The following is a 13,035-nucleotide window of genomic DNA, read 5'->3' as shown; positions in this document are numbered from 1 at the left end:
GCGTCGCCTGCGCTCACTGCTCGATGAAGCCCGTCTCCGACTCCCGGGCATCGGAGGGGATGAGGTGGCGTTCGTCAGCTATATGGCGGAGCGGCTCACCGAGGGAGGGGACCTCGAGGAGGTGCTCTCCTGTGTCCAGGTGCACGACCTGCTGCTCGCCTTCGCGTGCCTCTCGGGCGACGCCGCCGCACTGCGGGAGCTGAGCCATCGATTGGACGTCGAGGTGCGCGCCGCGCTGCGGGGGATGGGCGCCGAGCTCGATCTCGTCGATGAGGTGAAGTCGGTGCTCGGCCACAGACTGCTCGTGGGCGAGGGGGAGGCGCCGAAGCTCGCGGCCTATACCGGGCTCGGGCCGCTCGCCGCCTGGCTCCGGGTGGCCGCGCTGAGGACGGGAATCAGCCTGCGTCGGGGCACCCGGCACGAGGTGCTGACGGAGGACCGGGTCCTGTTGCAGGCCATGGACCCGGCGCTGGATCCGGAGTCGCGGTTGCTGCGCGAGCGCCACGCGGAACTGCTCCGCTCGGCGCTGCGTGAGGCCATGGCGGCGCTGTCGAGCCGCGAGCGCAACCTCCTGCGCATGTACTACGCGGAGGGAATCAAGCTCGAGAAGCTGGGCGTCATGTACCGGGTGAACGCCTCGACGATCTCCCGCTGGATCGCGCGAGCCCGCGAGGAGGTGCTCGAGCGCACCCGCGGTGCGCTCAGCGCCCACCTGAAGATGACCTCCTCGCAGGTCGAGAGCATGCTCGGCCTGGCCCTGTCGCTCGACATGAGCCTGGAGAGCCTGCTGCGAAGCCGGGCCGACTGAGCGCTACTCCTGGACCCGCACGGTTTTGGACCCTCCCACCGCCCGGTCAGGGCGAGCCGCCCCACGGAGCGCGACTGTAGTGGGCCGGCAACCAGGTGTAGCCCTTGAAGTTGGGGCGCAGATGGCCGATGCCCGGGAAGGGGACGTGAGCAATCGCCACCCAGTAGCCCTGCCACGCGGCTTCGGCGAAGGCTCTCTGGCGCTGGGTCTCCGCCGCATGGGAGTCGACGTCGTATTTGATGGTCACCGAGGGCTCGAGAAACTGGATCGCCGCCTGATGCATCACGTCCCCCCAGAACACGAGCTTCTGGCCCTGGCTCTCCACGACGTAGAAGCTATGCCCGGGCGTATGGCCCGGAGCAGCGAAGGTCTTGATGCCAGGTGCCAGCTCCGTGTTCGCCTCGAACGTACCGAGTCTTCCCGCTGCGATGTATGGGCTCAGCGCGATCATCGCCTGCCGGAAAAGAGGCTTCTGGATGTCCGAGGCCGTCTCCGCGTTGGCCGGATTCAGCCAGAAGTCCACTTCGCGCTTGTTCGCGTACACGACGGCGTTGGGGAAGACGCGCTTGCCCGCCATCTCCAGCCCGCCCGAATGGTCGGTGTGGATATGGGTGAGGAGCACCGCGTCGACCTGTTCGGGCTCGTAGCCGGCCGCCCGCATGTGGGTGACCAGGTGGCCCGCTCCCGGTCCGAACAGCTCACCAGCCCCCGTATCCACCAGGAATAGCTTGGAGCCCGTGTTGATCAAAAAGGCATTGATCGACTGTTCTACCGGCGGGGTGAGGTACGAGGCGGCCAGCAGTGGCGCGATCAGCTCCGGCCGGATGTTGGTCAACACCTTGTCCGTTGCTTGCAACACGGTGCCATCGCTGAGCGCCGTGATCTCGAAGTCGCCCAGCTTCATGCGGTAGAAGGCTGGCGCCTGGGTTCTAACCTGGGGCGGGGCGGCGTGAGCGGTAGCCGTGAACACGCCGCCCGTCGCGGCGGTGAGGAGGGCCGCCATCGTGGCGGGCCCAAGAACTGTATTCATCGTCATGGGACGTCTCCTTTGTTTGAATGAAGCTGGCCTCGCGAACACCGTCCAGGCCGTTGACGCCAGCGACGGAGGCACGGGTCCTCCCCGTGAAGACTCTTCGATAACCGACGCCCCATGGCTGCTTGAAATCGATTACCTGGATGGGACCCATCAACATGCTGGATATCCGCGGTGTGGACCTCAACCTGCTGGTTTCGCTCGACACGCTCCTCGAGCAGGCCAACGTCACGCGGGCCGCGGCCCGGCTGGGCCTCAGCCAGCCCGCGCTGTCCGCCCAACTCGCCCGGCTGCGCGAGGTGTTCCAGGATCCGCTGCTCGTCCCCTCGGAGACAGGGCGGGGAATGGCCCTCACGGCCCGCGCGCTCGAGTTGAAGGAGCCCCTGCGGGCGGCCCTTGAGGAGTTGGAGCGGATCGTCAAGCGCCCACCGGTCTTCGATCCGATGACCGCCCAGCGCGTCTTCTCGATCGTGGCGAATGACAACGCGGTGGTGATGCTCGGGCTCGGCCTGCTCCACCGCCTGCGCTCAGGGGCGGGACCCGGGATCCGCGTCTCGTTCCAGGGCCCTCGCGCGGAGCTCCTGCCGGGCCTGCTCGAGCGAGGCGAGGTGGATGTCCTGCTCGGCTCGGAGCGGACGATTCCCCGGGGGATGAAGATGCGCAAGCTCCTCGACGAGCGCTTCCGGATGGCCCAGCGCAAGGGGCATCCCCGAGGAACGGGCACCTTGACCCTCGAAGAGTACTGCGGGCTCCAGCACGTGCTCGTGTCGTCCGTCGGCGGAAGCTTTCACGGTTTCATGGATGAGCACCTGGAGAAACAGGGTCACCAGCGCACCGTCGCGGTCTCGGTCCACACCTACACCCTGGCCCCCATGGTGCTCGAGGCCACCGACTATGTGTGTACGCTGCCCGCCCGCTTCCTGGCGGGCTTCGCCGACAGACTCGACAGCTTCGAACTGCCGCTGACTCTCCCGGACTTCACGCTGTCGGCGGCCTGGCACCCGCGCTGCCAGGAGGACCCCGGGCATCTCTGGCTGCGCGAACAGCTCATCGAGGTCGCCCGGCGAAGCGCGGTCAATGCGCGGGCCCCCCGCACCACGGACTGACGTCAATGACGGGAGCGTGGTGCTTGACCAGCTCAAGGGCAACCCGAGCCAGATCGTCGATCTGGCGGTGAGCGTCACCCAGGTCAGATTCCCCAAGCGCTACTACCCGGATCTCGCGGAGCAGGACTCTCCCGACCAGGATGAGCTCGGTCGCCGTCTGGCTCGCAACGCGTTCTTCACCGTGGCCACCTACAGGCTCGCCAAGGCGCACAGCCAGCGTGCACTTTCTTCGGCCATGAGAAAATGATTCTCCCGCCGCGTCTCCTGTTCTCTTCTCATGTCTGCAATTGTCTTGACCACTCCGCGTAAATCATGTGAACCATGAATCTGCTGGGCTGGAATATTTCAGCCACTCGCGAATGGGGCAAGGCACATGACGTACCATCGAGTCGACGTTGCATCTTCCAGTGCGTGGCGGTGGGGCGTGGTTCTGCTGACGGTGGTGGGCGGGTGTGGCCGGGAAACACAACAAGCTCCGGTTCCCGAGCGGGACTCCGTGCAAGCACTCGAGCAGTGGGCATTGGGGCTGTCACCGCCCGCCGGGTGTACGGAGCTCACCCTCGGCGAGCTCAAGAATGGCATCGAGCTGTCACCCGTGATGTATGGGCAACAGCCGACGTATCGCGGGGAGTTTTCGAACCTCGGGGATCCCGCGTTGGCGGATCCCGCGTACATCCGATTGGACGTGAACACCGCCCTGGGGCTTCATGAGCTGGCCAACGGCGGCACCAGCCTGTTCTCGTGCGAGCAGTGCGTCTATGGCTACCAGGACGCCGGTGCGTCGACGGCGAAGACCTTCGTCGCCGAGTCGGGCAAGCTCTTCCTCGCGAGCAAACTCACGCCCCAGCAGACCGCCGGCGCGATCGCCAATGTGCTCTTGCGCGAGTCGGTGGCCGCGCCGCCGCTCCGTGTGCCGTACGCCGGAACCGCACCGGTGGAGGGCGGTGAGTGCCGTTGGATCCGGTTCGCGCAGTGGAGCACGATCCGCCACGGCGGCTGCGATCCCCGCGAAGGTGCGCTGACCACGATCCCCCCGAACCACACCTGTGTCGCCGACGACACCGTGGCCAGTGACGGTACGCTCGAGCAGTCGCTGGGCACCAAGACGCAGGGAGAGGCGTGCACGTACACACCCGCGGCGAGCGTGGACCAGCTCGCGTCGACGGACTGCGCCCCTGGCCATGCCTGCTCTGACACCTACACCGACACGCGGCAGTGCCTCGCCACGTGCGACTTCATGGCGGCGGATCCGGGGTGCCCGACCGGCACGGTGTGCGGCGTCTATGGCCTGTGCATCGAGCAGTCGGTCATGGAGCCCATCGGCTATCTCTTCGATCCGGCGCACATCGGCGAGACCTGTAGCGTCAACTGGGCCGAGTACTGCGGCGTCGAAGGTGCACGAGGCGTCTGCGTCGACCTGACACGCTCGGGCCGTGGCACCTGCTACCGCTACGCACGCGCCCGCTCGGACTGCGGCGCGGGAGAAGAGCTTGGCTATATCGCTTACCCGCTCGCCAACGGTGGGACCGATAACACCTCCGGATGGTGCTATCCCGACGGACTTTGAGCCGGGCTGGACCTTCCCCACTGGGCCTCCCCTACGAGTCGTCTGACACCTCATCCGGAGTTCTGGGAGTGACAGGCGGCGGGTTCGATTCCCGCCGCCTCCACGTCAGAGGCACGCGAGCGGAGACCGTGTCACGAGTCCTTTCGCCGAGAGGCGTGTGCCTCGCCGTCCAGCACTTCGGAGAGGCTCGTGGACTGGAGGGCCCGGTCGAACCAGCTGTCGAGCGTGTCCACGTCCGTGCAGTCGAGGATGCGCTGCCGGACTCCTTCCTCCACGTGAATCCCCCGGATGTTGAGAATCCGCAGGATGCCCTCGGCACGTCCTCGGCTCAGCCCCTGCGCCAGGCCCTGCGCCAGGCCCTGTTGACGTCCCTGCTCGATGAGTTCCTCGCCATAGCTTCGCATCAACTCCTCCGTGCGTTGCTCATCCAGGACTGAATGTAGCACCTGACCCGTGCTGTCGTGGACGGCCTTGTCCCCGGTCCACAGCAGGTAACGGATGACCACCCTCAGCTGTTCGGTACCCTCTGGAGCCGCCTGGACCTGGGCGAAGAGGCCCACCCACTCCGGCAGCTCGCGCGCCAGTTCCCCAGTCCGTCCGTAGCGCAGCACCAACCACGCCAGCCGGACAAGCGGAGGACCCGGCCGTGCTTTCAACGCTTCTTCCCGCTCGACCGTCAGGTCATCGAGCAGGTACTCATTCGCCCGGGTGCTCTCGTCCCGAGTACGTCAAGCACCCTCACCCCGTTCCTTTCGCGGAGGGCGCCGGGGAACAGGGCACACGGCTCACACGGTGATTTCGATGCGGTTGCCGTCGGGATCGAGCACGACGCACTCGTAGTAGCCGTCCCCCGTCTGCCGGGGGCCATCCACCACGGGGAGCCCGTCACGGCGGAAGCGCTCGGCCATGGCGTCCACCTCCTCGCGCGAGCCCACCGAGAGCGCCAGGTGCGCATAGCCGGTGGGGGGCGTGTCGGAGTTGCCGCTCGCGTCCACCAGATGGGGCTTCGCCATGAGTTCCAGGCGCGCGCCCGAGGCGAAGCTCAGGAAGTACGAGGAGAAGCGCTTGCGCTCGTTGACGTACCGAGGCCCCGTGCTGGCCTGGAAATACGTCTCGTAGAACGAGCGGAGCCGCTCGAGGTCCCGCGTCCAGATGGCGATGTGTTCGATGCGCATGGGCTCATCCTACTGGAGGCCGTCTCGATCCAGCGGCACCCAGGCCTCCCGTGGTCCTGGCATGGCGAATGGGTGTCCTTCCGCTCCTGGCGGGTTCAACCGACCGCCTTCCGGGCTTCATCCATGTCCTCGGAACCGAAGGGATGGTCCCACCGCGTAGCGATCGCCCGGAGCGCCGTGACGTACTGTCCTTCGTGCGCTTCATCTCCAAGTGCGGCCGCGCGCGCGAGGAACTGGAGGAATGCGGCCCTGGCTGGGCGGGAGAGGGGAGGGAGGTTCGCGGCGAACTCGTTCGCCCCCCGCTCCCACCAGCCTTCGAGCGCGGCGATCTGCTCATCATTGAGGGCGAGAAAGTTCTGCGTATGGCGCAGCGCATTCATCTGCTCCTCACTCCAACCCTCCCGGCGGGGCGCCTCCATCACGACGATGAGCCCCTGGATGAGGAGTTCGCGCGGAATGGACTTGTCCGTGCGGTAGAGCCGAATCAACGGATCGATCACACTCCCGCGCCTTTGCATCTGGATGTTCGCGACCTTCATCATGCTCTTCGTGAAGAGATAGCTGGCGCCCGCGGAGATCGGGATGCTGATTCCAGGAACGAGGAGCCGCAACATGGCCCGCTCGGTCAGCTTCCGGGCGATGGCCGTCCCAGCCACGCGCCTGATGAGCTCGACAAGGGCTTTGCGGAACCCGCCGCGCAGGAGTTTCCGGACGTTGTACTGGATGATCTTGGGGCCGACGGAGAGGGCGAACTCACCCAGGACCTCCGACATCTTCAAGCCCAAGGCGTTGCAGAAGATGAGGTAGCAATCCTCGGCATCCTGGAGGGAGAGCGGGGCGTTGTGGATGACGGAAAGGTCGTAGGTCGTCCTGAGCTGAAGCCGGGTGTTGAGGCCGATGTCGGCCATGATGGACGTGGCGACCCCTGCCACCGCGAGGGGCCCACCCGGTGTCGGAACCGCGAGCTCCAGCCCCGTCACGGCGGCCGCGCTGGCTCCGCCTACCAGGGAGGAGTACTTGCTCGCGATGGCGATCGCCTTGTTGGCCTGATTGACAGGGCCCGCGCCGGGATATTTGCGGCGGATGTACTCGGCATCAACGCCCTTCGAATACTCCTCGAGCATCCACCGGACATACTTTGGAAACCATCCACCGCCCTTGAACTCCTCGAAGTTCATGGAGCGAAAGTGGCTCTTCAGCTCCTCGTACTCTCTGCGCGCCTCGTCCTTGAGAGACATTCTTTTCTCCTGATGACTCAGGCACTCCCCTCGCGATGAGGACGAACGTCGCCTGCTGATTCGAACCAGGAGATGTACCGCCGTGGTTCTCTGTGTGTCTGTACCCCTCGAGGAGTAGTAGGAATGCCCTGGCGTCGGGTGCTGCTCCTACCTGCGTGCCTGGCGGGAGCGCTGGGGCGGCGGGCGTCTCGCGGACTGGCGCCCGCCCGCGGGCTCCTCGAACAGGGTCGGGCCGAGCAACTCGAGGCACTCGGCGAAAGCCTCGCCCAGGTCTCGCTTCCGCCCCGCGGAGAACGGCTGCTCCAGCGCGAGGCGTCCCGCGGTGGCCAGGACAGCGCCGGCCAGGCGCGCCCGCTGCGAGTCCGGAGAGATCCCCAGCCGCTCGGCGACGACGTGCGCGAGCGCCACCTCCGCGTTGGTGAGGATCTGCAGCCACACCGCGCGGAGACTCTCCGTCTCGTTGAGCACGGGGAGGAAGTTCTCCCAGCTCATGGGGTCCTCCTCCACGGGAAGTCGGCCGAGCGCCTCCACCATCGCCTCGCGCAGGGGCTTGTCGCGGGGGGCGGCGCGCACGTCGGAGACGAGACGTGCGAGCGACGCGTCGACGGCTGGGCGGATGGCGTCCTCCTTCCGGGGGAAGTACCGGTAGAAGGTCCGCTCGGAGAGGCCCGCGTGGGCCGCGAGTTCCTTGACGGAGAAGTCACTCGTCCGCTTCCGCAGGAACAGGTCGATGATGGCGCGCGAGGCCTCGAGCATCGCCCGGTCGCGCCCCTCGCGCGGGGCGAGGGTGAGGGGCGGAGGTTCCCGGTCCGTACCCGCGGCCGGTCGTTCCTGGGGTTGGGGGCGCACTCGCTGGGGCATGGTACGGAACTTAACAAGTCGTGGCGGGAACTGTCACAGCCGGGCGCGGTCGCGCACCCATCTCCCCACGCTGACGCATGTGGCGGTTTCTGCCAGTTCCGTGGCATAAACTGCCACGAGGTTCAGGCGCCTTCGCATGGGGCGCCTGCCCGAGGACCCCACGACCATGAATACGGCACTCGCCATCGACACGCCCCGTCCCCTCAAGGAGTACGCCCCCTCCACCCTCGAGCTGCTCAAGGCGATCCGGCGAGAGGGGTTCCTCGGCTGGATGACGAACACCTGGCGCCAGCACGGGGATCTGCTCCGCATCCGGATGGGTGCGCAGTCGCTCGTGCTGGTGACCCACCCGGACCACGTCCGCCACGTCAACGTCACGCGCCGCGAGAGCTACGACAAGGGCGCGAGCTACGACGTCCTCCGCGAGCAGCTGCTCGGCAATGGCATCGTCACCGCCACCGGGGAGGACTGGCGCTGGCAGCGCAGGCTCATGGCGCCGTTCTTCACCCCTCGCGGCGTGGAGAAGTTCTACCCCATCTTCCTCTCCGACACGCAGCAGCTCATCGAGCGCTGGCGGTCCCAGCTCCAGGGCTCCGGCCGCCCTGTCGAGATGCTCGAGGAGATGATGCGGGTCACCGCCTCCGTCATCCTTCACTCGGTCTTCAGCACCGAGTCGGACGAGGCCCTGGTGCGCATCAAGAACTCCATCGAGACGATGGTTTCCCACATCTCGGAGATGGGGATGCGCCCCGTTCAGGTGCCGCGGTGGGTGCCCACCCCCGGCAACCTGCGGTTCCGCCGGGCCCACAAGCTCGTGACGGCCTACATCCGCGAGCTCATCGAGCGGCGCCGGGCCCTCCCCACCGAGCAGTGGCCGGACGATCTGCTGACGAAGCTGATGACGATCCGGGACGAGGAGACGGGGACGCTCATGGCGGAGCAGCTCCTCATCGACAATGGCCTGACCATGTTCGCCGCCGGGCATGAGACCACGGCACGGACACTCTCGTTCTTGTGGTACGCGCTGTCCCAGAACCCGGAGGTGGAGCGGCGGCTGCACGCCGAGCTGGACTCGGTGCTGGGCGACGCGCCTCCGACGCTCAACGACTTGAAGAAGCTCCCGTACACCCTCCAGGTCGTGAAGGAGGTCCTCCGGCTCTATCCGGCCGCGCCGATGTACGCCCGTGATGCCGTGGCCGATGACGAGCTCGATGGGGTCCGCATCCCGGCGGGCACGAGGATGTTGGTCTTCTCCTACGGCACCCACCGGCACCCGGATTTCTGGGTCGAGCCGGAGCGCTTCGATCCCGACCGCTGGTTGCCCGAGCGCGAGGCGGCACGCCATGCTCACGCCTACCACCCGTTCGCCATCGGACCGCGCATCTGCCTGGGCAATAATTTCTCCCTGCTCGAGACCCACGTGATGACGGCGATGCTCGCACGCCGCTTCAAGCTGCGCCTGAAGCCCGGCCACGTGCCGCGAATCGACATGTTCGGCACCCTCGGCTCGAGCAACGGCTTGCCGATGCTGATCGAGGCGCGGTGAGCCTCTCCATCACCCTTTCTCCAACAACCCCAGAGGTTCGAACATGCAAGCTTTCAACGGACAGAAGGTGGACAAGATCCCCGCGCACGTTCCGCCGGAGCTGGTCTACGAATATGACATCGCCACGGATCCGCGGGTGCTCGAGGATCCGCACGCCCGGATGCGCTCGCTCATCCGTGAGGCCCCGCCCATCTTCTTCTCTCCGTACAATGGGGGCCATTGGTTCGTGACCCGGAAGAAGGCCATCGTGGACATCACGATGGACCCGGAGGTCTACAGCAGCAGGAACCCGGGGGAACACAGCAAGGAAGCGACGGGGGGGTTGTCGCTGCTGCCCATCTCGGTGGATCCGCCGCAGCACACGATGTACCGGACCCCGCTCAACCAGCCGCTGTCGGCCAAATCCGTGGCCGGACTGGAGACGGCGATCCGGGCCATGACGAACGAGCTCATCGACAAGGTGCTCGCCGCGGGGCGCTGCGACTTCCTCCCGGACATCGCCGAGCCGCTGCCCGTCACGTTGTTCCTGAAGCTGGCCGGCATGCCGACCAACCGTCTGGCGGAGTTTCGTGAGCTGGCCTTGCAGGCGGCGTCCGCCACGGTGGATCCCGAGACCCGCGCGAAGACCTTCAAGCAGATCGCCGGAATCCTGGCGGAGACCATTCAGGCCCGGCAGGACAAGCGCGAGGATGATCTGATCAGCCGGCTGCTCGACGCGAACCTCGACGGCCGCAACCCCACGTTCCACGAGATGATGGGCTACAGCATCCTCCTGTTCCTCGGGGGGCTGGACACCGTGGTGAATGCCCTGTGCTTTGGTGTCCGGCACCTGGCGCGCGATCAGGAGCTGCAGGCGAAGCTCCGGGCCGACCCCAGCCTCATTCCCGGAGCCATCGAGGAGCTGCTGCGGCTCTATGGCATCGCGTCCATTCCCCGGCACGTGACGCGCGACACGGTCTGCCATGGCGTCCAGTTCAAGCAGGGCGATGCGTTGTTGTTGCTCCTGCCCGCGGCCAACTACGACGACGCGGCGTTCCCCAACCCCGAGCAGTTCGTCATCGGCCGGACGGAGCAGCACATGACGTTCAACACGGGTCCGCACCGGTGCGTCGGCCTGAACCTGGCCCGCCTGGAGATGAAGGTGTTCTACCAGGAGTGGTTGAAGCGCGTGCCGCCGTTCCGGTTGGATCCCCAGGCCCCGCCCCGGTTCTCGGGGGGCTTCGCCCTGGCCCTCACGCGCCTGCCGCTGGTCTGGTCATAGCCAGACACGGGCTGGCCGCGGTGTAGACCAGGAGACACTGGCCCCTGGGGGGAGTTCGCGGCTGGATGGATGGCCTTCAGGGAGGGGCGACACCCTGGGGCGCGGTGGCCAGATGTCCCAGACGGATTCACGGATGGGACACGGGGACCGGCGCCATGAGCAAGTCTGGGCATTCGGTGTGGGGAGTGCTCGTGCTGGGGATGGTGATGTTTGGCCAGGCAACCAGCCGTGCGGATGCTCCTCCCCCCGCCGTGGTCTCCCGCTGCGTCCTGGATGGCACCGTGGATGCCGGCTCCAGTGCCTTCCTCGTCGATTGCGTCCGCCGCGCGCAGGAGGCCGGTCATCAGGCCCTGCTCGTCCGGCTCGACACTCCTGGCGGAGAGCTCGAGTCCACCCGCGACATCGTCCGCGCCTTCCTGGGGGCCCGCGTCCCCGTCCTCGTGTGGGTCGGCCCCTCCGGCGCCCGGGCGGGCAGTGCCGGAGTCTTCATCACCCTGGCCTCCCACCTCGCGGGCATGGCGCCCGGCACCAACATCGGCGCCGCCCACCCCGTCTCCGGCCTCTCCGGGCAGGACCCCGAACAGACCGGAGGCAAGGAGATGGCCCGGAAGATCGAGAACGACGCCGTCGCCTTCGTCGAGTCCATCGCCAGACAGCGCGGCCGCAATGCCGAGTGGGCCATCAGCGCTGTTCGCGAGAGCGAGAGCGTCCCCGCCGAGAAGGCCCTCGAGCTGCGCGTCATCGAGCACGTGGCCCCCACCCAGGAGGCTTTTCTCCAGTGGGCCGACGGCCGTTCCGTCACCGTCGCCGACTCCCCCGTCACGCTGCGCACCGCCAACGCCTGGCTCGTGGAACTGGAACCCTCCTTCTCCCAGCGCGCCCTCCACGCCCTCGCCCAGCCAGCCGTCGTCTACATCCTCTTCCTTCTCGCGGGCCTCGGCTTCGCCGTGGAGTTCACCCACCCCGGCCTCTTCGTCCCCGGTCTCACCGGCGTGGTGTGCCTCGTGCTGGCCCTGCTCGCCTCCTCCGCCCTGCCCGTGCGCGCCGGGGCCATCGTGCTGCTGCTGCTGGGGGTCGCCCTGCTCGTGGCCGAGCTCTTCGTCACCAGCGGCCTGCTCGGTGCCGCCGGCCTGGGGCTGCTCGTGCTCGGCGGCGTGTTCCTCATGGACCGCTTCGACCCGGGGTGGTTCCTCGACAGCCCGCCTCGGGTTCCCCTGTCCACGCTGATCCCCACCGCCGTCTTCGTCGCCGGGGCGGCCGTCTATCTCGCCTTTCGCGCCGCCGAAACCCGCCGCCAGCCCCAACAGGGTGGAGACCTGGGCCTCATCGGCGAGGTGGGTCAGACGCTCGACACCGTCTCGCCCTCCGGCGGCGCGGTGTTCGTCCATGGCGAGCGCTGGTCCGCTGTTTCCTCCACCCCCCTTCCTCCTGGCTCCCGCGTGGTGGTGCGCCGGGTGGAGGGGCTCACCCTGTTCGTCGATGAGGTCAAGACATGAACGACGTCTATGGCGCCCTCGGGTTGCTCATTCCCCTGGGCATCCTCGTGCTCGCCTTCCTCTCCGGCGTGCGCATCGTGAATGAGTACGAGAACGGCGTTGTCTTCCGGCTCGGCCGCTTCGTGGGCCTCAAGCGCGCCGGCTTCCGGTGGATCATCCCCTTCATCGAGCGCATCGTCATCATCGACCTGCGCACCGTCGCGCGTGACGTGCCCCCCCAGGACGTCATCACCAAGGACAACGTCAGCGTGAAGGTGAACGCCGTCGTCTACTTCCGCGTCATCCACGCCGACAAGGCGGTGCTCCAGGTGGAGGACTACCTCTACGCCACCAGCCAGCTCTCCCAGACCACCCTTCGCGCCATCCTCGGTCAGGTCGAGCTGGACCAGCTGCTCTCCGAACGCGAGCGCATCAACCGGGAGATCCAGAAGGTGCTGGATGCCCACACCGACCCCTGGGGCATCAAGGTCTCCAACGTGGAGGTGAAGCACATCGACCTGCCGGTGGAGATGCAGCGCGCCATCGCCCGGCAGGCGGAGGCCGAGCGCGAGCGCCGCGCGAAGATCATCGCCGCCGAGGGCGAGCACCAGGCCGCCGAGAAGCTCAGCCTGGCCGCCGAGGTGCTCAGCCGCAATCCCATCACCCTCCAACTGCGCTACCTGCAGACGCTCGTGGAGATCACCGGAGGGGGCAATCAGACCATCATCCCCATCCCCCTGGACCTGATGCGCATGCTCGACCTCACGCGGAAGTGACTCGAGGCCGCCCATGGGGCACACGTCGGCCATGGCTGCCCCGCCAACACGGCTCCTCAGGGGATTAGGGGGCCTGGGGTTGCTTACGGACGGGGCGGTGGGTCCCAGTGTGGGGGGAACCCCAGAGCCCTGCTCCAATTGCTCGATACGCATCGAACGAGCATGGGCGGCAAGGATTTCTGCTGTGCG

Annotated in this window: 13 protein-coding genes; 8 read left to right on the top strand and 5 right to left on the bottom strand. The window is 67.1% G+C overall.

Going from position 1 to position 13,035, the window contains the following annotated elements; all coding sequences use genetic code 11:
* Window positions 1-64: 64 nt before the first annotated feature.
* Window positions 65-808, top strand: a complete 744-nt coding sequence (locus D187_RS00570; protein ID WP_076606064.1) for a sigma-70 family RNA polymerase sigma factor — start codon at window positions 65-67, stop codon at window positions 806-808.
* Between the two features lie 46 nt (window positions 809-854).
* Here D187_RS00570 and D187_RS00565 read toward each other — a convergent pair whose 3' ends face one another.
* Complete coding sequence (locus tag D187_RS00565) at window positions 855-1,844, bottom strand: MBL fold metallo-hydrolase (RefSeq protein WP_043427646.1); 990 nt, start codon at window positions 1,842-1,844, stop codon at window positions 855-857.
* A 140-nt stretch (window positions 1,845-1,984) separates the two neighbouring features.
* On the opposite strand from D187_RS00565, the gene D187_RS00560 reads away from it, so the two are divergent.
* The 3 genes from D187_RS00560 to D187_RS00550 all read left to right on the top strand — a co-directional run bounded on the left by D187_RS00560 (window position 1,985) and on the right by D187_RS00550 (window position 4,514).
* A complete protein-coding gene (locus D187_RS00560; protein ID WP_002630001.1) occupies window positions 1,985-2,947 on the top strand; it encodes a LysR family transcriptional regulator in 963 nt (320 codons plus the stop codon).
* 16 nt (window positions 2,948-2,963) lie between these two features.
* Complete coding sequence (locus D187_RS00555; RefSeq protein WP_155893098.1) at window positions 2,964-3,194, top strand: hypothetical protein; 231 nt, start codon at window positions 2,964-2,966, stop codon at window positions 3,192-3,194.
* A gap of 126 nt (window positions 3,195-3,320) precedes the next feature.
* Entirely contained in the window at window positions 3,321-4,514 is a 1,194-nt protein-coding gene (locus D187_RS00550) for a hypothetical protein (protein WP_002630003.1), read from the top strand.
* A gap of 131 nt (window positions 4,515-4,645) precedes the next feature.
* Here D187_RS00550 and D187_RS00545 read toward each other — a convergent pair whose 3' ends face one another.
* From D187_RS00545 to D187_RS00530, 4 genes are all read right to left on the bottom strand, one after another.
* Window positions 4,646-5,170, bottom strand: a complete 525-nt coding sequence (locus D187_RS00545) for an RpnC/YadD family protein (protein ID WP_245591574.1) — start codon at window positions 5,168-5,170, stop codon at window positions 4,646-4,648.
* A 129-nt stretch (window positions 5,171-5,299) separates the two neighbouring features.
* Entirely contained in the window at window positions 5,300-5,689 is a 390-nt protein-coding gene (locus D187_RS00540; protein ID WP_002630005.1) for a VOC family protein, read from the bottom strand.
* A 95-nt stretch (window positions 5,690-5,784) separates the two neighbouring features.
* Window positions 5,785-6,927 carry a hypothetical protein gene (locus D187_RS00535; RefSeq protein WP_002630006.1) on the bottom strand — a complete coding sequence of 381 codons (1,143 nt, stop codon included), beginning with the start codon at window positions 6,925-6,927 and terminating at the stop codon, window positions 5,785-5,787.
* Window positions 6,928-7,074: 147 nt separating this feature from the next.
* Window positions 7,075-7,788: an acyl-CoA-like ligand-binding transcription factor gene (locus tag D187_RS00530; RefSeq protein WP_081713502.1), complete on the bottom strand. Its 714-nt coding sequence runs from the start codon at window positions 7,786-7,788 to the stop codon at window positions 7,075-7,077.
* Between the two features lie 166 nt (window positions 7,789-7,954).
* Here D187_RS00530 and D187_RS00525 point away from each other — a divergent pair, with 166 nt between their 5' ends.
* The 4 genes from D187_RS00525 (at window position 7,955) to D187_RS00510 (ending at window position 12,846) form a co-directional block, all read left to right on the top strand.
* Window positions 7,955-9,334, top strand: coding sequence for a cytochrome P450 (locus tag D187_RS00525; protein ID WP_155893097.1), 1,380 nt, complete (start codon window positions 7,955-7,957; stop codon window positions 9,332-9,334).
* A 43-nt stretch (window positions 9,335-9,377) separates the two neighbouring features.
* The gene (locus tag D187_RS00520; protein WP_002630009.1) at window positions 9,378-10,595 is read left to right on the top strand and encodes a cytochrome P450; all 1,218 of its coding nucleotides are present in this window, start codon (window positions 9,378-9,380) and stop codon (window positions 10,593-10,595) included.
* Window positions 10,596-10,750: 155 nt separating this feature from the next.
* Window positions 10,751-12,091, top strand: a complete 1,341-nt coding sequence (locus D187_RS00515; protein WP_051256149.1) for an NfeD family protein — start codon at window positions 10,751-10,753, stop codon at window positions 12,089-12,091.
* The gene (locus D187_RS00510) at window positions 12,088-12,846 is read left to right on the top strand and encodes a slipin family protein (protein WP_002630011.1); all 759 of its coding nucleotides are present in this window, start codon (window positions 12,088-12,090) and stop codon (window positions 12,844-12,846) included. Before D187_RS00515 ends, D187_RS00510 begins: the two co-directional genes overlap by 4 nt.
* Window positions 12,847-13,035: the final 189 nt, after the last annotated feature.

It is taken from the genome of Cystobacter fuscus DSM 2262 (genome assembly GCF_000335475.2).
Lineage (GTDB): Bacteria > Myxococcota > Myxococcia > Myxococcales > Myxococcaceae > Cystobacter > Cystobacter fuscus.
The sequence above is the reverse complement of the archived record's forward strand: the minus strand, read 5'-3'. Positions and strand labels throughout refer to the sequence as shown.